Source organism: Roseateles sp. NT4, assembly GCF_051857475.1.
Lineage (GTDB): Bacteria > Pseudomonadota > Gammaproteobacteria > Burkholderiales > Burkholderiaceae_C > Pelomonas.
Genome location: NZ_JBPZGZ010000002.1, coordinates 857,839 through 879,398, shown reverse-complemented (window position 1 = coordinate 879,398; position 21,560 = coordinate 857,839). Strand labels below are relative to the sequence as shown.

Annotated in this window: 17 protein-coding genes; 8 read left to right on the top strand and 9 right to left on the bottom strand. The window is 70.0% G+C overall.

Translation table 11 applies throughout. The features are described from left to right. Positions 1-28 precede the first annotated feature (28 nt). A complete protein-coding gene (locus ACS5PN_RS13745) occupies positions 29-3,106 on the bottom strand; it encodes a ligand-binding sensor domain-containing diguanylate cyclase (protein WP_439464526.1) in 3,078 nt (1,025 codons plus the stop codon). 62 nt (positions 3,107-3,168) lie between these two features. Next, positions 3,169-3,915, bottom strand: coding sequence for an AAA family ATPase (locus ACS5PN_RS13740; RefSeq protein WP_439464525.1), 747 nt, complete (start codon positions 3,913-3,915; stop codon positions 3,169-3,171). A 154-nt stretch (positions 3,916-4,069) separates the two neighbouring features. Between ACS5PN_RS13740 and ACS5PN_RS13735 the strand changes: the two genes are divergently transcribed. Next, positions 4,070-5,215 (top strand): acyltransferase family protein, encoded by a 1,146-nt coding sequence (locus ACS5PN_RS13735; RefSeq protein ID WP_439464524.1) that lies wholly within the window; start codon positions 4,070-4,072, stop codon positions 5,213-5,215. A 14-nt stretch (positions 5,216-5,229) separates the two neighbouring features. Here ACS5PN_RS13735 and ACS5PN_RS13730 read toward each other — a convergent pair whose 3' ends face one another. From ACS5PN_RS13730 to ACS5PN_RS13720, 3 genes are read right to left on the bottom strand one after another with little or no spacing between them, the layout of a single operon-like run. Beyond that, positions 5,230-5,913, bottom strand: coding sequence for an ABC transporter ATP-binding protein (locus ACS5PN_RS13730; RefSeq protein WP_439464523.1), 684 nt, complete (start codon positions 5,911-5,913; stop codon positions 5,230-5,232). Between the two features lie 3 nt (positions 5,914-5,916). Continuing rightward, the gene (locus ACS5PN_RS13725) at positions 5,917-7,179 is read right to left on the bottom strand and encodes an efflux RND transporter periplasmic adaptor subunit (RefSeq protein ID WP_439464522.1); all 1,263 of its coding nucleotides are present in this window, start codon (positions 7,177-7,179) and stop codon (positions 5,917-5,919) included. Further along, complete coding sequence (locus ACS5PN_RS13720; RefSeq protein WP_439464521.1) at positions 7,176-9,641, bottom strand: FtsX-like permease family protein; 2,466 nt, start codon at positions 9,639-9,641, stop codon at positions 7,176-7,178. Before ACS5PN_RS13720 ends, ACS5PN_RS13725 begins: the two co-directional genes overlap by 4 nt. Positions 9,642-9,783: 142 nt before the next feature. Between ACS5PN_RS13720 and ACS5PN_RS13715 the strand changes: the two genes are divergently transcribed. From ACS5PN_RS13715 to ACS5PN_RS13695, 5 genes are all read left to right on the top strand, one after another. Beyond that, a complete protein-coding gene (locus ACS5PN_RS13715; protein WP_439464520.1) occupies positions 9,784-11,076 on the top strand; it encodes a sigma-54-dependent transcriptional regulator in 1,293 nt (430 codons plus the stop codon). Further along, the gene (locus tag ACS5PN_RS13710; protein ID WP_439464519.1) at positions 11,066-12,226 is read left to right on the top strand and encodes a sensor histidine kinase; all 1,161 of its coding nucleotides are present in this window, start codon (positions 11,066-11,068) and stop codon (positions 12,224-12,226) included. Before ACS5PN_RS13715 ends, ACS5PN_RS13710 begins: the two co-directional genes overlap by 11 nt. 94 nt (positions 12,227-12,320) lie before the next feature. Further along, on the top strand, positions 12,321-13,547 hold the full coding sequence (locus ACS5PN_RS13705; RefSeq protein ID WP_439464518.1) for a glycerophosphodiester phosphodiesterase: 1,227 nt from the start codon (positions 12,321-12,323) through the stop codon (positions 13,545-13,547). Between the two features lie 103 nt (positions 13,548-13,650). Then, positions 13,651-14,385 (top strand): response regulator, encoded by a 735-nt coding sequence (locus tag ACS5PN_RS13700; protein WP_439464517.1) that lies wholly within the window; start codon positions 13,651-13,653, stop codon positions 14,383-14,385. A 149-nt stretch (positions 14,386-14,534) separates the two neighbouring features. After that, positions 14,535-15,137, top strand: coding sequence for a GAF domain-containing protein (locus ACS5PN_RS13695; RefSeq protein WP_439464516.1), 603 nt, complete (start codon positions 14,535-14,537; stop codon positions 15,135-15,137). 3 nt (positions 15,138-15,140) lie between these two features. Here ACS5PN_RS13695 and ACS5PN_RS13690 read toward each other — a convergent pair whose 3' ends face one another. The 4 genes from ACS5PN_RS13690 to ACS5PN_RS13675 are packed head-to-tail and all read right to left on the bottom strand — an operon-like array spanning position 15,141 to position 19,647. After that, positions 15,141-15,803, bottom strand: coding sequence for a 3-keto-disaccharide hydrolase (locus tag ACS5PN_RS13690; protein WP_439464515.1), 663 nt, complete (start codon positions 15,801-15,803; stop codon positions 15,141-15,143). Further along, positions 15,803-16,432, bottom strand: coding sequence for a gluconate 2-dehydrogenase subunit 3 family protein (locus ACS5PN_RS13685; RefSeq protein ID WP_439464514.1), 630 nt, complete (start codon positions 16,430-16,432; stop codon positions 15,803-15,805). The genes ACS5PN_RS13690 and ACS5PN_RS13685 overlap by 1 nt, the downstream gene beginning before the upstream one ends. Positions 16,433-16,434: 2 nt before the next feature. Then, entirely contained in the window at positions 16,435-18,234 is a 1,800-nt protein-coding gene (locus tag ACS5PN_RS13680) for a GMC family oxidoreductase (protein ID WP_439464513.1), read from the bottom strand. A gap of 51 nt (positions 18,235-18,285) precedes the next feature. Next, positions 18,286-19,647 (bottom strand): MFS transporter, encoded by a 1,362-nt coding sequence (locus ACS5PN_RS13675; RefSeq protein WP_439464512.1) that lies wholly within the window; start codon positions 19,645-19,647, stop codon positions 18,286-18,288. A gap of 72 nt (positions 19,648-19,719) precedes the next feature. On the opposite strand from ACS5PN_RS13675, the gene ACS5PN_RS13670 reads away from it, so the two are divergent. Both ACS5PN_RS13670 and queE read left to right on the top strand, forming a co-directional pair. Beyond that, entirely contained in the window at positions 19,720-20,814 is a 1,095-nt protein-coding gene (locus tag ACS5PN_RS13670) for a 6-carboxytetrahydropterin synthase (protein WP_439464511.1), read from the top strand. Further along, positions 20,811-21,440, top strand: coding sequence for a 7-carboxy-7-deazaguanine synthase (gene queE, locus ACS5PN_RS13665; RefSeq protein WP_439464510.1), 630 nt, complete (start codon positions 20,811-20,813; stop codon positions 21,438-21,440). Before ACS5PN_RS13670 ends, queE begins: the two co-directional genes overlap by 4 nt. The last annotated feature ends 120 nt before the right edge of the window (positions 21,441-21,560 follow it).

Sequence of the window (21,560 nt, the reverse complement as noted above, 5' to 3'; positions counted from 1 at the left end):
ACCCAGGCCTGTGAACAGCCCCACAAGTTCAGGTGGTTAGGGCGTCGTCCACCGCATTGCTGCGCGCAATGACCAAACGCTTCTCGGCCCGCCAGGCCGGCAGGCTGTCGGGCGCCTCGCGCGGCGACAGGCCGTTGGCGCGGATGGCGCCCACATAGCCGTCGCGGCCCTGGGCCTTGGCGGCGTAGAGGGCCGAGTCGGCCAGGGCCAGGCAGGCGCGCCAGTCCCACAGCCGCGGGTGGCGCGGGTCCAGCGGGAAGGCGCAGAAGCCGATGGACACGGTGACGTGCACGGTCTCGCCCGGCGCGATCTCGAAGGGCTTCTCGCGCACAGCGGCACAGACACGCGCGGCCAGCTCGGCGGCGTCGCGCCGCTCGGTTTCGCGGGCCAGAGCCAGGATCTCCTCGCCGCCCCAGCGCACCAGGGAATCGGTCTCGCGGAACACGCTGCGCAGGCGCTCGGCCAGTTGCACCAGCACCGCGTCACCGGCCGCATGACCGTGGATGTCGTTGACGCGCTTGAAGTGGTCCAGGTCCAGCAGCATCAGCAGCAGGTCCGCATCCGGCCCCGGGCCCTCGGTGTCGGGCGTCTCGAAGCGGCGCAGGCACAGGCGCAGGTCGTCATCCAGGCGCAGCTCCAGGTAGCGGCGGTTGCGCAGGCCGGTCAACGCGTCGGTGAGGCTGAGCTCGCGCAGCTCGGCGGTGCGCTCATCCACCAGGGCCTTGAGTTCCACCTCGCGGCGGCGCAGCGAGCGCGTGCGCCAGCGCATCCAGGCCCAGATGGCCAGCAAGGCGGCCAGCACGCCGGCGATGCGGGCCGCATCGGTCTCCCACCAGGCCGGCTCCAGGGTGATGGGCAGGCGCAATTGTTCCGTGCCCCACAGCGCATGGTGGGCCGTGGCGCGCACCTGCAGCGTGTACTGGCCGGGCTTGAGCGGCCCGAAGCTGGGGTTGCGGCCGCTGGCGTCGACACGGGTCCAGTCGCTGTCCAGGCCCTCCATGCGGAATTCATAGCGCAGCCGCGTCGGGTCGGCGTAATCCAGCGCCGCGAACTCGATCGACAGGCTGCGCTTGCCGGGCGGCAGGGTCAGGCCCTGGGCCGGCCGCGGCAGATCCCAGGGCTGGCCGTTGACGCGCAGGCCGCTGATGACCAGGGGCGGGCTGGTGCGCTGCGCGCGGTAGGCGTCGGGCAGCACGCGCAGCAGGCCGCGGCTGCCGCCGAACAGCAGGCCGCCGCCGGGCAGCTCGGTGCTGGCAAAGAACCAGAAGCTGCCAAAGTTGGCGCCCTCGGCGCTGCCGAAGCTGTCCAGCCGGTCGGCGGCCGGGTCGTAGACATAGAGCTGGCTCCAGATGCGGCCCTGCTCGTCCTCGTGCAGGTTGCCGCCGAACACGCCCTCCATGCCGTGGCGCTCGCTGATGCGCTCGAAGCGGGCGCGGCCCTCGCCGTCCCAGCCCTTGAGGCGGTGCAGGCCGCTGACCGGCGTGTCCACCCACAGCCGGCCGTCGCGGCCCCACAGCATGCCCATGACGATGGGGCTGGCCAGGGCTTCCTCGGGCGCCTGGGGCACGATCTCCAGGCCGTTCTCGCCGGGCGCCTTCTCGCGGAACAGCCCCTGCTGGCCACCCACCCACAAGCGACCGTCGGGCGCCAGGCTCAGCACATAGATGCCGCCATGCAGGGGCCCGCTGAGCGGATGCAGGCGCTCCAGCGCGGCGGCGGATTCGTTGGCCAGGCGGTAGAGACCCTCCTGCATGCCCAGCCAGATGCTGCCGTCGGGCCGCAGCAGCAGCTGTTGGGCGCGCGCGCCGTCCAGCGGCCAGTCGCGCAACAGACGGCCATTGGCGGCGCGGTGCTCCAGGCGGCCGGCCGCGGCCATCCACAGGCTGCCGTCGGCGGCCTCGGCCATGATCTCGACGACGCTGCGACGCTCGCGCGGCCACTCGCCCAGCGTGGCCAGGTCGCGGCCGGGGCGGCCGTCCAGGCGGGCGATGTGGCCGGCCTGGGTCGGCGCCAGCACCTCGCCGTTCTTCAGCGCCAGCACGGCGCGCACGTCGGCCTCGGCCAGCGGGCTGTTCAGATCGGTGTCGGGGCCGCGCACGGCCAGCGCCGGGTGCGACAGGTGGCGCTGCACGCCCACGCCATAACCGCTGACCCACATGGCACCGCTGCGGTCTCGCAGCAGGCCGCTGATGTCATTGCCGGCCAGGCCCATAACGCGGCGCGAGTCCTGGCGCAGGCGCGCCTCGATGGCGCCGCTGGCCGGGTTGATCCACAGCAGGCCGACCTTGCAGCCCACCCACAGACGGCCATCGGGGCCTTCGGCCAGCGCATGGATGGGCATGTCCAGCGTCTGCACCCAGCGCACCTGGCCTTGCTCAACCACCCCCAGGTGCCCGTCCTGGGTGCCCAGCCAGACGCGGCCGGCCCGATCCTCGGCCAGGGCCTGCACCGGCATGCCGGCTTCCAGGCCCGGCAGGTCCAGGTTCTCCCAGGCACCGTTGACGAAACGGGCCAGGCCGCGCCAGTGGCCGGCCCAGACGACGCCGTTGGCGCCGACCTGCAGGGCGAGCACCCGCTTTTCGGCCTGGCCACGCCAGCGCAGCTCATGCGCCTCGAAGCGCTTGTTTTTGGGGTCGTAGCGATACAGGCCCTGACCCAGGGTGCCGACCCAGATGCTGCCGTCCCGGCCCTCGGCCAGGGCGCGGATGGGCGGCTGCGGCCCGGGGCCGCCCTGGGCGCTGCCATGGGCTTCGACGCGGTCCTGCTCGGGGTCGTAGGCCACCAGGCCCTGGAATTCCGTGCCTATCCACATGCGCCCGTCGGCTGCTGGCGCCATGGCGCGGACCCAGCCCAGGCTGCGCTTGGCCATGGTGTCGCCGACCTGCTCGATGGCCCGCAGCCGGTAGCCGTCGTAGCGCGTGACACCCTTGTTGGTGGCGATCCACATGAAGCCGGCGCGGTCCTGGGCGATGGCCGGGACCGAGTTCTGCGGCACGGTGACGCTGCGGAACTGCACCTCCATCGGGCCCACGCCGCTGTCGGCGCGGGCAACCTGGCCCGCCCCGAGCAGCAGCAGGCCGAGCAGGCCTCGAATTAGGGGGTGCATACCCCCGGCATCCTAAATGCGCCGATTGACGACGCTGTCATGCCGGGTGTAAAGCAAGGCCCTCAGTCGGCCAACAAGTCACGCAGGCTGCGCCGGGGATCGGCCATGAAGTCGCGCATGACCTGGAAATGCGCCGTGTCCTCATAGCCGACGCGATGGATGCCGTCGGCGTCGAAGCGGTAGACCCAGGCGTCGGGGTAGGCCATCAGGACCGGCGAATGCGTCGCGATGATGAACTGCGAGTCCTGGCGCACCAGGGCGTGCAGGCGCTTCAGCGCATCGAGCTGGCGCTGCGGCGACAGGGCCGCCTCGGGTTCATCGAGGATGAAGAGGCTGCGGCCGCCAAAGCGCTCGTTGAGCAGCTTCAGGAAGGACTCGCCGTGCGACTGCTCGTGCAGGGAGCGGCCGCCGTAGGCATCGATGACGGGCGGCCCGCCCGGCCCCTCATCCAGCTTCTCGATCTCGGTGGCGACGTTGAAGAAGCTCTCGGCGCGCAGGAACCAGCCGTCGCGCGGCCGCTTGAAGCCCTTGGCCACGCGCAAATACTCGTGCAGCACCGAATGCGAGAGCCGCGTGCCGAAGTTGAAGTTCTTGCTGCCACCTTCGGCGTTGAAGCCCACGGCGACGGCCAAAGCCTCCAGCAGCGTTGACTTGCCCGAGCCGTTCTCGCCGACGAAGAAGGTGACCTTGGGATGCAACTCCAGCCGGTCCAGCGTGCGCACCGCCGCCAGGTTGAAAGGGTAACGGTCGAAGGACTCGACCTTGTCGCGCTGCAGGGCCAGGTGGAAGACGAATTGGGTGGCGAGCATCGACCTCGACTATGCCAAGGCCGCCACCGCTGTCATCACCCCCCTAGCTCGTGGTCGCGAATCCCTAACGTACAAATTGATGCAATATCGGCATCGGAAGTGACAGGGTCGACGGAAACAATGTGGGGACAAATTAACGAGGCAGGGAGCGCTCGTGGACCCGTCCGAACACCGGACCAATAACTTCAATGTCTTGCGGCTGGCACTGGCGTCGCTGGTGATCCTGTCGCACGGGCCGGAATTGCACGATGGCGACCGCCATCGCGAACTGCTGACCGGCCTCTTCGGCACGCTCAGCTTCGGCGAATTCGCCGTCGACTGCTTCTTCCTGCTCAGCGGCTTCCTCATCTTGCAGAGCTGGCAGCGCCAGCCCCAGGTGCTGGCCTACCTGAGGAAGCGGATTCTGCGAATATTTCCGGCCTTTGCCGTGGCCAGCCTGGTCTGCGCCCTGGTGGTGGGGCCCCTGGCCGTTGCGAGCGCATCCGCGTACTGGAGCGAGTTCTCGATCCCGAGCTTCCTCAAAGGGCTGGCGACTCTGTATACACCGATCACGCCGCCGGTGTTCCCGGACCGGCCACATCCCGAGATCAACGGTGCCATGTGGACCATCCGGTGGGAGTTCTTCTGCTATGTCACGGTGCTGGCGGCGGGCGTGTTGGCCCGGACGCGCCTGCGCCTGGCCTGGACGACGATGACGGTGATCGTGTTCAGCGTCTGGCTGTTCGAACGCCTGGTCCATGGGGTGGAGCCCCACCTGCCCTACACCTATTGGCAGCATCCGCTGTGGCGTCTGCTGGCCTGCTTTCTGGCCGGCGGCTGCTTCCATCTGTACAGAAACCACCTGGCACCGACCCGGCGCGGCGTGCTGCTGGCGCTGCCGGCCCTGCTGGCCTGCATGTTTTCACCGCAGGCCAGCGAGCCGGCACTGATCTGGCTGGGCGGCTATCTGCTGCTGGCGTTTGCCGAGACACCGGTGCCGCTGTTGTCGAGGATCAACCAAGGGCCGGATCTGTCCTACGGCATCTATCTGTACGGCTGGCCGGTGCAGAACCTGGCCAGCGCCTACTGGCCGCAGGCGGATGTGTGGCTGATGCTGCCCGCGGTCTATGCCGTGGTGGCCAGCCTCGCCGCCCTCAGCTGGTTCCTGATCGAGAAGCCCTGCCTGCGGCTGAAGACTCGGCGTGCCGATGCCGTCAAAGCTGTCGAGCCCCCTGGCGTCGGCAGACCGACCCGCGATGCCGGGCAACGCCAGGACCCGCGCTTCGGCGAGCTGGCCCGCGCCGGGAAGTCAGCGGAGTAGGTCGGCGGCGCGGCTCACGCCAACGAGCTGACCGCATCCACCACCACCCGCCCATCCAGCAGCCTGAGCGTGCGTGAGGCCTGGGCCGCGTGCTCCAGCGAGTGCGTGACCATGACCAGGGTCGTGCCCTCGACATTGAGCTCGCGCAGGATGCGCATGACCTCGGCGCCGTGGGCGCTGTCGAGGTTGCCGGTAGGTTCGTCGGCCAGCAGCAATGCGGGACGCGCTGCAATCGCGCGGGCGATGGCCACGCGCTGCTGCTGGCCGCCGCTCAACTGGCTGGGCCGGTGGCCGGCGCGGTGGGCGATGCCGAGTCTCTCCATGACCTCGTCGACGCGCTCGCGGCGCGCCCGCGCCGGCAGCTCGCCGTATTCCAGCGCCAGTGCGATGTTCTCGGCCACGCTGAGGTCGTCGATGAGGTTGAAGCTCTGGAACACAAAGCCGATGCGGCCGCGGCGCAGCGCGTTCAGCTGCTTCTCGCTCCAGCCCGCGACGTTGTGGCCGTCGAACCAGTACTCGCCGCCCGACGGCGCATCGAGCAGGCCGAGGATGCCCAGCAGCGTGGACTTGCCGCAGCCCGAGGGGCCGGTGATGGCCAGGTATTCGCCGGCCTCTATGTCGAGGTCGATGCGGTCCAGCGCGGTGGTCTCGATGTCGCCGCTGCGGAAGGTCTTGGTGAGGTGTTTGAGCTTGAACATGGTTCAGTTCAGTTGAAGAGCGAAAGCGCCCGAGAAGGCGCGGTAGGGAGAGACGACGACCTGCTCGCCGGCCTGCAGGCCACCGAGGACTTCGACGACGCCGTCGGCGCGGCGGCCGAGCTTGAGTTCGCGGCGCTGGGCATGGCGGCCGTCGGCGTCGAGCACAAAGGCCCAGGCGCCACCGGTGTCGGCGTAGAAGCCGCTGTCGGGCAGCAGCAGGGCGCGCGTCGGGTCGCCCAGCGTCAGGCGCACGTCCAGGCCCTGGCCGACCTGCAGCGGCGGCGCATCGGCATCGAAGCCCAGCTCGATGCTGAAGCGGCCGTCCTTGACCTGGGGGTCGATGCGCGCCACGTGCAGGGCGTGCTCGCGCCCCTCGTGAGCCAGCGTGGCCGGCAGGCCCTCGCGCACACGGCCCAGGTGAAACTCATCCAGGCGCAGCTCCAGCTTGAAGCGGCCCAGGCTGTCCAGGCGGCCGATGCGGGTGCCGCTGCGCACGCTCTCGCCGACCTGCAGCGCGAGGCCGGTCAGTCGGCCGGCCACCGGCGCGCGCACGGCCAGGCCTTCGCTGGCGGCGCGCATGGCGGTCAGGCGCTGGTCCAGGTCGGTGACGGCACGCTGCATGGCCTGCACCGACTGCTCGCGGGTGCGCAGCTCCTCGCGGCCGTCGGCCTGCAATTGCGCAAGCAGGCGCCGGGCCATGGCGAGCTTGTCGGCGGAGTCTTCCAGCGCCGACGGCGACAGAAAGCCCTGCGCGGCCAGCTCCTGGTTGCGCTGGTGCAAGCGGGCCGCACGGTCGCGCTCGAACTCGGCCTGCGTCACTTCGCGGCGCTGCACGGCCTGGGCCTGGGCGAGGGCGGCGCGGAAGGTGGCGAGGTTGGCGAGCTGCTGGGCGGCTTCGCTGGAGCGCGCCATCAGCTCCTGGGCACGCTGGGTGCTGCTGAGCACGACGAGCAGCTGGCCGGCTTCGACGCGAGCACCGTCCTTGACCAGCACCTGCTCGACGCGGCCGTCCTCCGTGGTGTCCAGCAGCACGGACTGCAGGGGCTGGGCCACTGCGCGGCCCGGGACGACATCGCGGAAGGCGCCGGTCTTCACCGTGGCGATCTCGACATCGGCCCGCGCCACGATGGTGCCGTGGGGCCAGTAGCGCGCCAGCAGCATCGCGACGGCCAGCGCTGCGGCGGCGGCAAGCACGATCAGCCCGTAGCGGCGCGGTACCGCCACGCGACGGTCCATCGCGACGCCCGAGGTCAGCACAGCGCTCATCCCTGCAGCGCCTGCAACGGTCTCAGTGCCAGCGCTGCATGCAGATGGCGCGCCACGGCCAGCGCCGTCACGCCGGCCAGCAGGGCAACGGCCGCCAGCAACACCCACAGCGAGAACGGCCCCACCGGTGCACGCTCGACAAAGTCGGCGAGATAGCGCTGCGACAGCCAAGCTGCCACCGGCAGCGCCAGCGCGCAGGCCACGGCCAGCACACCAGCGAACTCGCGAGCCAGCAGGCCCGCCACCGCACCGGCGCCGGCCCCATGCAGCTTGCGCAGCACGATCTCGCGCTCGCGCCGGCGCAGCGTGTAGGCCGCCAGCGCGTAGATGCCCACGGCCGCCAGGCCCAGGGCCAGCAGGCCGGCGATGCCGATCAGGCGGCCCAGGCGGGCATCGTCCACCACCTTTTGCAGCAGCATGTCGCGCACCGGCAGCGCCTGGGCGTCCGCGTCCGGGAAACGTTGCTTGACCAGGGCCGTCAGCTTGGCACGCGTGACCTGCGGATCGCGGCTGTGCACGCTGATCGCGCCACCGCCGCGCTCGGCCTGAGGCCAGATGCCATGTGGCTGCGGTGGGCTGCGCGGGCCTTCCAGCCGGATGTCGTCGATGACGGCCACCACCATGGCCGACCGGCCGCCGTCGATATTGCTCGCCGCGCCCAGCAGCTGGCCCACCGCTGCCTCCGGGCTGGCAAAGCCCAGCGCGCGCACCGCGCTGCGATCCAGCACGATGGCGTGCTGTGCGACCTCGGCCACATGGTCGGCCGACAGACGACCGGCGACGACATGCATGCCATAGGTTTGCAGGAACCCCGGCAGGAAGTCCACGCCGATGCGCAGGCTGACCGACTGACTGCCGGCCCCCTTGAACTCGCCGTACCAGCTGGAGAAATCGCGCCCCGGCACGTCGTCGGCCGCGCTGGCGGCAATGACCTCGGGCCAGCTGCGCACGCTGGCCAGCAGCGAATTCAGCTCGGCCGGCTGGGCCTCCCAGGGCAGGTCGATGGCCACGCGGTCCTGCACGTCGAAGCCGCGCGGGATCACGCCGGCATGCTCGGCCTGCCACAGCACCGTGAAGGCCAGCGAAGCGAACACGGCGGCGGCGCCGAACTGCAGCGTCGTCATCAGGCGGCGCAGCCAGCGGCTGGCCGCGCCCTCGCTGTGGCTGCGCCCGGCCAGGGATTCGGCCGGCCGCACGCGCAGCGCGATGGAGGTCAGCGGCAAGGCGCTGAGGGCCGCGATGGCCAGGCAGAGCGCAGCGGTCAGCGCAACCGTGGCGGCGCTGACGACCGGCGCATGGAACTGGCGCTGCATCAGCACCTCGGCCAGCGGCGTGGCCCACCAGGCCAGCAGCAGGCCGAAGACGCCGCCGAGGCCGGCAACCGCGGCCGCCTCGACAAAGAACTGCTGTGCCAGCCGCGGTGCATCCGCACCCAGCGATTTGCGCAGGCCGATCTCGCGCTGGCGGCGCAGGGTGCGCACGCTCCACAGGTTGACGAAGTTGATGACGGCCAGGGCCAGCACGCCGGCCGCCGCGGCGCCCAGGCCGCCCAGCCAGCGGCGCCGGTAGGGGCTGCCCGCGCCATGCAGGCCAATGTCGGCGACCGGCAGGGCGCGCAGATAGGCGGGCTTGCCGCCGCCCTTCAGGAAGTCGGAGGGGAAGCCTGGCGGCAAGGGCTGCCTTTCCATGACGCGCTGCGCCAGCGCGGACAGCTGGTCGGGTGTGGCGCCCGTCAGCAGGCGCGCAAACAGGCGGCCATTGGGCAGGTACCAGCTGTCCGACAGCTTCAGATAGGCCTTGGCGGCCGGCGCCTGGAAGCCGGCGATGGCGTCGAACACCAGCGTGCCGTTCGGGTTGGGCGTGGGCAGCACCGCCTTGACGGTCAGCGCGAACTGCCCGCCCGGCGAACCATCGGGCATGGGGGGCAGCGCGATCGAGAAGTTACGCCCCAACGCCTGCGCCGTGCCGAACAGGCGCTCGGCCGCCTGCGCCGTCAGCGCGATGCCTTCGGGCGTGGACAGGGCGGCCGTCAGGTCGCCGGCCAGGGGGCGCATGCCGAACAGGGCCTGCACATCGGCATCGGCGAGGGCGATGCTGAGCCGCGTGCTGCGCTGCCTGCCCCCGGCATCGGCGGCCCGCGAGGGCAGCTGCGTGAACAGCACCCGGCTCGAAAGGCTCATGGGCGCGCCGCTCTCGCGCAGCGCGGCCTGCAGCGGCACCGTGGGCACATCGCCCATCCATTCGGTCTTGATGCCGCCCGGCCCGCGCGCCTGGAACTCGAAGGCGACGAGGCGGTCGCGCTGCGGCAGGTCGCCATCGGGCCAGAGCGCGTCCTGCAGGAAGCTGGCCGTCAGCAGCGCCAAGGCCAGGCCCAGGGCCAGGCCGGCAATGACGAGGGCGCTCTGGCCGGGGTCGGCGCGCAGCTGGCGCCAGGCGAACTTGAGGGGTGTGAACGAGGGCATGAGGGCTTCAGTGCAAGAGCCGGGCCAGGCATTCTTCCCAGGGAAGCCACCGCCAGGCGTCCGCTTGCGAACACCCGCACTGTCCGCTTCCGGACACCGCCTTGCCGGGGCGGACGAGGGCCGCCTAAAGTCGCGCCCTCGCATGCCCGGCATCCTCATCCTCGACGACGACCCCGACGTGGCCCTGGCCGCGCGGCTGGCCCTGCGCAGGCTCGCACCCGTGGCCGTGCGCCACGCGCCGGCCGAGCTGGCGGCGGCCCTGGACGAGATCGCCCCCGACGTGCTGCTGCTGGACATGAACTTCACGCCCGGCGCCAGCGATGGTGCGGCGGGCCTGGCGCTGCTGCGCGAGGTGATGGCGCGCCGCCAGGCACCGGCCGTCGTCGTCATGACGGCCTATGCCGAGGTCGAGCTGGCCGTGCAGGCCCTGAAGGCCGGGGCGGTGGACTTCATCACCAAGCCCTGGCCCAACGAACGCCTGGTGGCCTGCGTGCAGGCGGCCTTGGCACGGCGTGCACCGGCGCCTGCGGTGGGCGAGCTGCTGGGCGATTCGCCGGCCATGCAGTCGCTGCGTGCGCAGATCGCCCAGGTGGGCGCCAGCGAGGCCAGCGTGCTGATCCTCGGCGAGAACGGCGTCGGCAAGGAGCTGGTGGCCCGTGCCCTGCATCGCGCCTCACCACGATCGGCCGGCCCGCTGCTGGCCGTGGACATGGGCTCGCTGCCTGAAGCCCTGGTGGAGAGCGAGCTCTTCGGCCACCGGCGCGGCAGCTTCACGGATGCGCGCGAGTCGCGGCCGGGGCGTTTTGTCGCGGCGGCCGGCGGCACGCTGTTCCTCGACGAGATTGGCAATCTGCCCCTGCCTCAGCAGGCCAAGTTGCTGGCCGCGCTGGAGCGCCGCGAGGTGACGCCGCTGGGCAGCGACAAGCCGGTGGCCGTCGACGTGCGCGTGCTGGCCGCCACCAATGTGGCCGAGGCCGAACTCTTCGATGCGAAGCGCTTCCGGCCCGACCTGCTCTACCGCCTCAACACCGTGGTGCTGCGTGTGCCGCCGCTGCGCGAACGCGGCGCTGCTGACATCGCCCTGCTGCTGCGCCACTACCTGACGCAGTTCGCCAAGCGCCCCGTCGAGCTGACACCGGACGCCCTGGCCCGGCTGTGCGCCTACCGCTGGCCGGGCAATGTGCGCGAGCTGCGCCAGGCCTGCGAACGCGCGACGCTGCTGGCGCGCGGGCCGGTGTTGAGCTTCGCCGACTTCGGGCTGGCCGAGATCGCGGCAGCTGCATCCGTCGAACCGGGGCTGGACCTGGCGCAACGCGAACGCGAGGCCGTTCAGGCAGCGCTTGCCCAGGCCGACGGCAATATCAGCCAGGCTGCCAAGCTGCTGGGCGTGAGCCGGGCGGCGCTGTACCGCAAGCTGGAAAAGCATGGGCTTTGAGCGCGTCCCTGTTGCCGCATCGGCGCTGGTGATGACGGCCAGCGCCGCCGCGGCGGGCGCGTCCCTGGACTCGCCGCGCGTGCTCGTCGCCTGTGCCTTGGCCGGCCTCATCGCGGCCGCTTTCGGCTGGGCCTCGCTGACGCGGCTGGCCCGTCAACCCAAACCCCTGCCGGCCGATCCGCTGCCACCGCCACGGCCCGACCTGGACGCCGCTCTTGAACACGCGCCCCTGGCGCTGTGGCGGCTGACGGCCGGCGCACCGCCACTTGCCCTGAACGCCGCCGCCCGCCGCCTCATCGCCCCGGGCCGCGCCGCCGAACCCGCGGCCCTGCTGGCGCTGCTGGAGGCCGACCCCGGCCGGCGCGTCGTCACCCTGCCCACCGAGCACGGCCAGGAACGCGCCGTGCTGGCCGTGTCGGCCCTGACGGTGCAGGGCCAGCCTTGGCGTCTTGCGGCGCTGGCGCCCATCGAATCGGAGCTGGAGACCGAGGCCCTGGCCGCCTGGCGCCAGCTGGTGCAGGTGCTGACCCACGAGATCATGAATTCGCTGACGCCGATCGCGTCTCTCGCCAGCAGTGCGCCGGCCCTGCTGGCAGCCGGCGAGCACGAGGAGCTGGAGGCGGCCCTGGCAACGCTGGCGCGCCGGGCCGCGCATCTGCAGGCCTTTGTCGAGCGCTACCGCAGCGTCAGCCAGCCACCGGCGCCGACGCTGGCCGACACGCCGCTGCTGCCACTGCTGCAGGCGGTGCAGCGCCTGGTGGCGCCAGCCTGGGAAGCCGCGGGAGGCCGCGTCGAGCTGAGCGTCGAACCGGAGAGCCTGGCCCTGCGCACCGACGCGGCTCAGCTGGAGCAGGTGCTGATCAACCTGGCCCAGAACGCGCTGCAGGCGTGCGCCGGGCGGCCCGCGCCCGAGCTGCAGATCGAGGCGCGCCTGAGCCGCGGCGCGCGGTTGCGGCTGACGGTGACCGACAACGGCCCGGGCGTCGCGCCGGGGCTGGAGTCGCGCATCTTCACGCCCTTCTTCACGACCCGCGAGGGCGGCAGCGGCGTCGGCCTAGCCGTTGTCCGCCAGCTGGTGCACGGCCTGGGCGGCACGGTGCGCCATGCCAAGCGGCCCGGCGGTGGTGCCTGCTTCATCCTCACCTTTTGACGCAACTGCGGTGGAGTTAGGGGCTCCCGGTTCACGGCGCCGTCACCGAGGCTTTCTAGCCTGCGCGGTCCGCTGACCTGACTGGAGACCCTCGATGTCCAAACCCCTTCGCTGGGCCGGCCTGTGCCTGCTCGTCTTCGCCTCGCTGAGCGCCACTGCCCATGACCGCGGCCGTGCCGAGAACGCACCGCTGGTGATCGGCCACCGCGGCGGCGCCACCGGCTATCTGCCCGACCACACGCTGGAAAACTACGCCCTGGGCATCGCCATGGGCGCCGACTATGTGGAGCCCGACCTGGTCTCGACCAAGGACGGGGTCCTGATCGTCCGCCACGAGCCGAATCTGATCGCAACGACCAATGTCGGCTCGCTACCGCAGTTCGCGTCGCGCAAGCGCACCGCCGTCATCGACGGCGCCACCGAAACGGGCTTCTTCGCCAGCGACTTCACGCTGGCCGAGATCAAGACGCTGCGCGCCATCCAGCCGCTGAGCGACCGCGACCCGAGCTTCGACGGCAAGTTCGAGATCCCGACGCTCGAAGAGGTCATCGCCTTCGTCAAGCGCAAGTCCGCCGAAGAGGGCCGGCGCATCGGCATCTATCCCGAGACCAAGCACCCGACGTATCACAAGAGCCTGGGCCTGCCGCTGGAGGACAAGCTGCTGGCCGTCCTGAGCCGCGCCGGCTGGAACCACCGCAGCGCGCCCGTCATCATCCAGTCCTTCGAGACGGCCAACCTGAAATACCTGCGCAGCAAGACCAGCGTGCGCCTGGTGCAGCTGGTGGACGCCAACGACGTCAATGCCGACGGCAGCCTGCACTTCACCAAGCCCTATGACAAGCCCTACGACTGGGTCGTGTCCGGCCGCGCCGGCCTGTTCAAGGACCTGCTGACGCCCGCCGGCCTCGCCGAGGTCAAGACCTATGCCGACGGCATCGGCCCCTGGAAGACCTATCTGATCTCCAGCGCCTGCAAGACGGTGGCGGCGGGCGGCGGCTGCGCCGACAGCAATGGCGACGGCCTCGTCGACGAACGCGACCGCAAACTGTTGGCGCCCAGCGACATCGTCACCAACGCGCACAAGCTGGGCCTGGTGGTGCACCCCTACACCTTCCGCAGCGAGCAGAAGCGCCTGGCCAGCGACTACAAGGGCAGCCCGGTCAACGAATACCTGACCTTCTACGAGCTGGGCGTGGACGGCGTGTTCGCCGACTTTGCCGACTCGGCCTTCGCCGCGCGGGCCATGTTCCTGCTCAAGAACGACCCCGGCTACGCCCGCTGCCTGGTCAATGGCCGCGGTTGCGTCAACTCCCGCGACTGAGTAAACAGCTGCAAATCGCCGGCATATCGTGCAGATATGCCGGGCTTCCTCGATGGTGTGACCTTGTGGCGGATGTTAGGCTGCCCGCTGTTACACGCCGGGGATGGAGATGTTTCACGAGTTGCAGGAGTTGTTGGGCGCCTATTTGATGCCGGTATTGATCGCAATACCGCTGGCCATCATCGTGCTCATCGCCGCCTTCAAGCGTGACGATTACCGTCCGCCGCGCGAGTACACCCCCCCGCCGCGCCCGCCCGAAGGCGGCCAGCGCGCCAATGCGCCGGTGGTGCTGCCGCCCCTGCCCATCAGCGCGAACGCCGGCCCCAATGCCGGGCCGTCCATGGCCAGCGCCTTCGTCACGGCGCCCTCGCCCATGCAGCCGCCCAAGCCGGCGCCTGTCGTGCCCGAGGGCCCGCCCACCATTCTTGTCGCCGACGACTCGGCGGTCGTGCGCACCAAGCTCAAGCGCCTGCTCGAAGGCGCCGGCTTCACCGTGGTCCAGGTCAACGACGGCAACGAGGCCATGGCCCAGCTGGACGAGAAGCCCGAGATCGCCGTGCTGATCACCGACCTCGAGATGCCCAACAAGGACGGTTTCGAGCTGATCGCCGACGTGCACGGCAGCCTGACCACCGAGGACCTGCCCGTCATCGCCATCACCGGCCACGACGAGCTGCACGGCCGCGTCGGCCAGATCGAAGGCGTCTACGGCATCTTCAAGAAGCCCTGGAACGACCGCGAACTGCTCAAGCGCGTGGAGTCCCTCGCGCACCTGCGCACGGCCGCCAGCCGCCGTGGCCGCCGCGCCAGCGATCTGCGCGCGCCGCCGAGCGCCTGAGGGCCGCACCGGGCTATCCTTTCACCAGGCGCCAGCGCCACCCCGCCCCGGCGCGTGAATGAATTCACCCGCCGCCGCCCTCGGTTACTCGACTGCGGGCGCCGTCTGCGTGGATGATTCGAGAAGAACTTCTTAGCGGAGCCGTTCGAATGTCGTATCTGGACCCGATGGACCAGCAAGCGCTGGAGGTCAAGATTTCGGAGTTGCTGGTCGCCACCGCGGACGGCTACGACCCCGAACTGGACCGCAGCATCACCGATGTGCTGCTGCTGCTGCGCAAGCAGCTGCGCATGGACGTGGTCTTCGTGTCCGAGTTCATCGGCCGCGAGCGGGTTTTTCGCTTCGTCGAAGGCTCGGTGCCGAATGGCCCGCAAACCGGCGATGTGGCGCCGCTAGAAGAGAGCTACTGCCAGCGCGTCGTCGAGGGGCGCCTGCCGGAATTGGTCACCGACACCCGCCCGCTGGTCAACAGCGGCGAACTGCCCACGTTGAAATTCAAGGTCGGCACCCACCTGAGCACGCCTGTGGTCCTGCCGGACGGCCGGGTCTATGGCACGGTGTGCTGTTTCAGCGAGTCGGCCCGGCCCGACCTTCGGCAGAGCGCCCTGGCCTGCCTGCGCCAATGCGCGCGGTTGGTGGCGCGAAAGGTGGAGGTCCAGCCGCATGGCGATTTCGCGCCGACCCAAGTCGAGTGGCACCCGACGGAGCCGGCGCCCTTCCCGGAAATCACAGGCTCGGGCGAGTCGCGCTGAGCGTCAGGGCAGCACGCGCACCTTGATATTCCGGAAATGCACCGTGCTCTCCGGGTCGTGGCCCTGCAGGGCGAAGGTGCCGCTGGCCAGATAGCGCTGCTCCAGGCCCTTCTTGCGCACGATGGGCGACTCCTCCGTGTAGTCGGCCGTCTTCTCGTTGCCGACGAAGGTGGTGACATGCTTGCCTTCGACGCGGATGGTCAGCGTGAACCACTGACCGTCAGGGGCGATGACCTTGGGGAAGTCCTGCACGCCCCACAGACCGCCGGTGCGGCTGGGGTCGCTGTGGGAGTTGTTGACCTGCACCTCGTAGCCGAGGTTGGGCCAGCCGACCTCCTGCCACTTGGTGTGGAAATAGACGCCGGAGTTGGCCTTGGCGAAGGTCATCACATCGGCCTTGAACTCGAAGTTCTTGAAGTCGTGCTGCTGCACGGGACCGACATAGAAGAGGTGGCTGCGCGGGCCCTGGACGACGATGGCGCCGTCCTTGACGCTGAAGGAGCCGGGCGCATCGCTGGCGCGCCAGTTGTCCAGGCTCTTGCCGTCGAAGAGCAGTTGCCAGCCGGCGGCTTTCTCGTCGGCGCTCAGCGTGTTGAGGTTCATGTCGGCGGCGTGGGCCGCGGTGGCGAGAGCGAGGCTGGCGGCGATTGCGGTGAGTTGGCGCATCAGGAAACTCCGACGATCTGCAGGACTTTGAGGGGAGGTCCGTCGAAAGTGACGGACGGGACGTTGCCGACAAAGCCGAGGTCCCTGCTGCCCTCGGGCGTCGTATAAAAACCGCCGGCCGTCAGGTCGCGAAAGCGCTTGAAGAAGCGCGCCGCGGTGGCGAACTCGGGCCTGGCCTTTTGCACCCAGCAGATGTCGTCGGCGATCTGCGCCTGCTGGGACGCTTCGAGCTGGTCGAAACGCTTGCCGGCAAAGCGCCTGGCGCTCTCCGCCTCCAGCCAGACCAGGCCCTGGACGATGACGTCCCTGTCCTTGACCTGGTCGGGGTAGGGCGCGCTGATCCACTCGTCGATGAAGAGGTGCACCTTCAATTGCGCGGCGCTCGGTGAGCTCTCGTCGGCCGGGATGATGAGCCCGCACAGCGCCTGGGCCGTGCGCGACTGCTCGGGCTTGAAGGTCAGCGGCCACAGCTCGCCGCTGCGGTAGGTCGGTGTCAGCTTGGGGTCGGTGCCATAGCCTTGTCTGGACTTGCCTCCCGAGCGCTTGGCCGGCGTCGCACCGGCGGACATCTCGGTGCCCAGGGCCGCGCTGGCGGCCAGCATCCATTGCAGGGTGGTTCTGCGGTCCATGCTCAGAGTTCCTTCCTGCGCAGACGGTCGACGATGTGGTCGGCCTGGCGCCACGCCAGGGCCATGATGGTGAGGGTCGGGTTCTTGTCGGCGTTGGACGCGAAGGGCGCGCCATCCGACAGGAAGAGGTTGGGCACGTCCCAGGTCTGGCCCCAGCCGTTGGTGACCGAGGTGCGCGCATCGGCGCCCATGATGGTGCCACCCACCTCGTGGATGATGGAGCCGCCCGGTGCGATGGCCTTGACGCCGTCCAGCTCGGGCCCGCCACCCTGCACCTTGCCGCCCATGGCGGTGACGATGTCGGCGAAGGTCTTCTGCATGTGGGCGGCCTGGCGGGTCTCGTGTTCGGCCCACTGCCAGTGGAAGCGCAGCACCGGGATGCCGAAGCGGTCCTTCACGGTGGGGTCGATCTCGCACCAGGACTGCTCGTTGGGGATCATCTCGCCGCGGCCCGCGAAGTAGACGAAGCTGCCGTACAGGCGCCTGACGTCCTGCTTGAACTTCGCGCCATAGCTGCCCTGGGTGTAGCCCTCCAGGCCCGCGCCGGTGCCCGAGGTGGGCATGCGTTTGCCGGTGCTGATCTCGATGTGATAGCCGCGTGGGAAGCCGAGCTTCTTCGCCCAGTCGCGGCCCTGCTGCTGGTAGAGCCACCAGGGCGCATAGGCATGGCCGCCGCCGGCGCCGTCCTCGTTGTGGGGCGGCAGGCCCTCCAGCGCGGGCACCTGGCCCGACAGGTCGCTGCCGACGGTGTCCATGATGTAGCGCCCGACCTTGCCGCTGCTGTTGGCCAGGCCGCCGGGCTTGCTGTTCAGCAGGATGCGGACCGACTCGCAGGCACTGGCCGCCAGCACGACGGCACGGGCCTTGGCCTCGATGTGCTTGCCGGTCTTGCGGTCGACGAAGCGCACGCCGCGGGCCTTGCCGTCCTTGGTCGTCACCTCGTAGACCATGGCGTCGCAGAGCACGTCGAGATTGCCGCTGGCCAGGGCCGGCGGCAGGTGGACGGCGGGGCTCTGGTAGGTGGCGCCGATGGAGCAGCCGCGGCCGCAGGGCGTGGCCCAGAAGCAGGCCGCCCGGTCGCGCATGGCCTGGGCGACCAAGGCCTGAGCGCGCGGGTTGCCGGGGTGGAGCAGGGCCGGGATGCGGGCGTCGTCGAGCTTCTTGGTCAGCACCGCGCGGTGGATGGGCACGACGGGCACGCCCAGCGTCGCCGCATGCTTCTTGATGAGGCGCTCGCCGACCCGCATGGCCGGTGCCGGCAGCAGGCAGCCTTCGGGCGAATCGGGCGTGTTCTCCAGGCCGTCGTTGCTGCCGTAGATGCCGACCAGCATCTCGACCTTGTCGTAATAGGGCGCGACATCCTCGTAGCTGATGGGCCAGTCGAAGCCCAGGCCGTCGCGGCTGTGGGGCTTGAAGTCGTAGGGGCCGTTGCGCAGCGAGATGCGGCCCCAGTGGTTGGTGCGGCCGCCCAGCATGCGGGCCCGCCACCAGTCGAAGCGCTGGGTCTCGTCCGTGGAGGCCTGCGTGTAGGGCTCGCCCGGCACCTGCCAGCCGCCATCCACCGTCGCGTCGTAGAAACCGAAGGGCTTGTCCGGCGTGCTGGCGCCGCGCAGGGGCGCGTCGCCGTTGGTCTGGAACATCGGTGTCTCGGTGCGGAAGTCGTAGTGGCGACCGGCCTCCAGCATCAACACCTTCACGCCCTCCAGCGCCAGCGTGTAGGCCGTCTGGCCCCCGCCGGCGCCCGACCCTACGACGATGACGTCGTAGTCCTTGGCCATGCTGCGCGTCGTCACGAAACCCATGCACCTCTCCCGGGGAAGACGGCGCAGTGTGCCACTACGGAGAAAGCGTTTTCATCTCGTCGTGGGTTGAGCCCTCGGGCTGAGCAGGGCGGCGACCGTGACGAGGCCCAGGGCCAGCAGCAGCACCGGCAAGACCTGGCGCGTGACGGGGTCGAACAGCAGGCCAGCCAGGGCCAGGGCGGCGCTGCTGGTCAGGGCGTCGCAGAGCTGCAGCGACGAGGTGTTGCTGCCTTGCTGTTCGGGCGGCGACAGCTTGAGCAGCAGCACCGACAGGATGGGGAAGGACAGGCCAATGCCCAGGCCAACCAGGATCCAACCCACCACGACCAGGGCCGAGGGCAGGGCGAACAGCAGCGGTGAGATGACGACGCACAGAGCCAGCGCCGTCAGCGTGAAACCGCCCGGGAGCAGCAGGCGGCGCGACTCCGGTTTGTGCACGCGCGCCTGCAGGGCGCTGCCGATGCTCCAGGTCACAGCGCCGGCGCTGAGCGCCATACCGGCCTGGGTCAGGCTCCAGCCGAAATGCTGGGTCAGCATCAGCGGCAGAAAGGCCTCGGCGCTGGCGAAGGTGGCGGCAATGAGGCCGCGCAGCAGAATGACCGTCGGCAGGCCGCGCGCCGCCCTCAATGTGCCGGTGGGCAGCAGCAGCCGGGCGGCAATGCCGGCAACCACCAGCCCGGCCGCGAACAGCAGGGCCGAGTTGGTGCCGGTCTGCTGGCTGGCGCTGTGCAGGGTCAGGGCGCCGACGCTGGCCAGCAGGGCCCAGCGCATGGCGCCCCAGCGCAGTTCCTCGCCGGTGCCCGTGCCGACTCGCTTGAGTGCCGGCAGCACGAGCGCCGCAGCCACCGGTACCGCCGCCGCGACAACCAGGAAGACCGAGCGCCAGCCGACCCACTGCACGAGGAAGGACGCCAACGCCGGCCCGACCAGGCCCGGCACCACCCAGGCCCCCGCGAACATGGCGAACATCTTGGGGTGCAGCGACGGCGGCACCACTTGTCCGACACCGACATACAGCGTCACGCCCAGTACGCCGCTGCCCAGGCCCTGCAGGGCGCGCCCCAGCACCAGCATCTGCATGGACGGCGCCAGGCCGGCGAGCAGCAGGCCGGCCAGGAAGGCCGCCAGGCCGGCCAGGGCCGCGCGATAGGGGCCACGCTTGTCGCAGAGCTGGCCGGCGGCCGTCATGCCCAGCACCGAGGTCGCCAGCGTCGCGCCGAAGGCCAGCGCGTAATAGGGCAGGCCGTTCAGCGCCTCGGCCACGGCCGGCATCGCGGTGGCGACGGCGATGGACTCGAAGGCCAGCATGGAGATCAGGGCGACGGCGCCGATGCAAGCGGCGCTGCGGCCAGGGGCGAAGAGCTTGTTTTCGGACGCGCGGTCGGGCGCGTCGATCGGGTCAGAAAGATTCATGGCGTTGGAGACTAAAAGCTCAAGCCCACTTCAAGTCAAGCAGGCTTTGAAACCCCAAGGGACAATCGGGGCATGTCAGTTTCGGTCCTTCATTGCGCCTCTGCCGGCTTCGAGTCGGCCTGCCGCATTCCCGCCCTGCCCGCCTCGCACCGCAGCCATGGCCTGCATGGCCACAGCTATTTCGCCACCGTCCGCACCGCCTTGCCGGCGGGTTGGGCGGCTTTCCCTGGAGGCGAGGTCGAGGCGCTGCGTGCCCGCATGGCCGAGACGGTCATGCCTCTGGATCATGCCCTGCTGAACGACCATCTGGCCGAGCCCACCGACGAGAACCTGGCGCGCTGGGTGCGCTCCCGCTTGGCCGTGCCGGGCATCGTGCAGGTCGGCGTGCAGAGCACCACCCACAGCGGCGTGGACCTGGACAACGCCGGCCATGCCCATGTCTGGCGGCGCTACCGCTTCCAGGCCGCTCACCAGCTGCCCAATGTGCCGGCCGGTCACCAATGCGGCCGCATGCATGGCCATGGCTTCGAGGTCATCCTGCATGCCAACGCGGACCTCGGCGAGCGCGACCTGTCCATCGACTACGACCATCTCGACGAGGTCTGGGCGCCGCTGCATTTCGAGCTGAACTACCGCTGCCTGAACGACATCGCCGGCCTGCAGAACCCGACCAGCGAGAACATCTCGGCCTGGCTTTGGCAGCGGCTGAAGCCCGAGCTGCCCGAGTTGAGCTGGGTGACCGTCTACGAGACCGGCTCCAGCGGCGCCAACTTCAATGGCAGCAGCTACCGCATCTGGAAGGAGATGACGCTGGACAGTGCCGTTCGCATGCGTCAAGCCCCCGATGGTCACCCGCTGGCCGGCATCCATGGCCACACCTTCACGCTGCGCCTGCACCTGGCGGCACCGCTGGACCAGGTCATGGGCTGGACGGTGGACTTCGGCGATGTGAAGACGCTGTTCAACCCGATCTTCAAGCGCCTGGACCATCACCCCTTGTTCGAGATCGCCAACTTGCCCGATGGCGACGCGGCGTCCATCGCCGCCTGGGTGCTGCGCGAAGGTGGCGGCGTGCTGCCGCAGATCGACCGCGTGGACTTGTACGAGACGCGCGGCTCGGGCGCCATCGTCAGCCGCGCTGACTCCGAAGAACTGATCCCCGTATGACGTACAGCGTTAAAGAACTCTTTTTCACGCTGCAGGGCGAGGGCGCCCAGGCCGGCCGCGCGGCCGTGTTCTGCCGCTTTGCCGGCTGCAATCTCTGGACCGGCCGCGAGCAGGACCGCGCAACGGCGGTCTGCACCTTCTGCGACACGGATTTCGTCGGCACCGATGGTGTGGGCGGCGGCAAGTTCGCGACGGCCGATGAACTCGCCGACACCATTGCCAAGGCCTGGCCCGGCGGTGGCAGGCCTTATGTGGTCTGCACCGGCGGCGAGCCGCTGCTGCAGCTGGACACGCCTCTCATCGACGCCCTGCACGCGCGTGGCTTCGAGGTGGCCGTCGAGACCAATGGCACCCAGCCGGCACCGCCGGGGCTGGACTGGATCTGCGTCAGCCCCAAGGCCGACGCACCCCTGGTGCTGACCTCGGGCCACGAACTGAAGCTGGTCTATCCCCAGCCGCTGGCCCAGCCTGAGCGCTTCGCCGGTCTGGACTTCCAGAACTTCTTCCTGCAGCCCATGGATTCGGTGCTGCAGCGCGAGCACACCAAGGCGGCGGTGGCCTATTGCATGGCCCATCCGCAGTGGCGGCTGTCGGTGCAGATGCACAAGGTGGTGGGCATCGCCTGAGGTCGTCCCGCTAGAAGAACCAGACCGTCCGGATCAGGCCATCGGTCACCTGGTAGACGGCAACGGCCTCGACCACGCCTTCCCGAAGGCCCGTGACCTGCTCGTGATCGACGACGGTGT